Origin of the sequence: Aquimarina agarivorans (assembly GCF_000218485.1) — a bacterium.
In the GTDB taxonomy this organism is placed as follows: Bacteria; Bacteroidota; Bacteroidia; order Flavobacteriales; family Flavobacteriaceae; genus Aquimarina; species Aquimarina agarivorans.
The window spans coordinates 1-617 of sequence record NZ_AFPB01000094.1 but is presented as its reverse complement, the minus strand read 5'-3'; the positions used below and the strand labels follow the sequence as shown (position 1 = coordinate 617).

Below are 617 nucleotides of genomic sequence, written 5' to 3'. Positions count from 1 at the left end.
TTGGCAATAATTTAAAACAAAACAAAAATGAAAAAATTTTTATTCTTAACATTAACGATTTTAATATCAAATTTATCAATCGGACAAGAAATTCCTCAACTGAAATTAACACCAAACGGAGTTGAACCAATCGTTGTGGAAGTTGATAGTTTGAGTGCATCAGAAATTTATCAAAAAGCTCAAAATTGGGTTCAGGAAACTTATAAAAATCCTGACAAGGTCTTAAAAGCAAATATTGCTAATGAAAAAATTAGAGTCGATGGATTTGCGACAAATGCTTGGTGGTATAAATCTTTAGGAATTACGAATTCCTACAATATGGAATATACAATAGAAATATCATTCAAAGATGGACGTTATAGATTTGAATACATCATTGGACAGTTTTTCATTGATGGTGGTCAAAAAGTACTTTACGACTATCGAACTTTTTATAAGAAAAGCGGTGAAATTAGAAAATCATATACTGACGCTGTACCAAGTTTAGAATTAACAATGAATGAACTTTCTAAATCGTTCTACAATTATATAAGCGGAAAGACTTCTAAAAAAGATGGTGATTGGTAGACTAATTAACGAAATTGATTTAACAAAACGGAAATAAAAACTATTGCCAA

General features: G+C 29.2%; 1 protein-coding gene. It reads left to right on the top strand.

Annotation, left to right across the window (positions count from 1 at the left end):
- The first annotated feature begins 27 nt into the window (after window positions 1-27).
- Window positions 28-567 carry a DUF4468 domain-containing protein gene (locus tag GMC_RS0105575; protein WP_010521211.1) on the top strand — a complete coding sequence of 180 codons (540 nt, stop codon included), beginning with the start codon at window positions 28-30 and terminating at the stop codon, window positions 565-567.
- Window positions 568-617: the final 50 nt, after the last annotated feature.

Bases quoted from the DNA above. Each gene is read 5' to 3' on its own strand.
- GMC_RS0105575 (WP_010521211.1), top strand. From the start codon at position 28: ATGAAAAAATTTTTATTCTTAACATTAACGATTTTAATATCAAATTTA.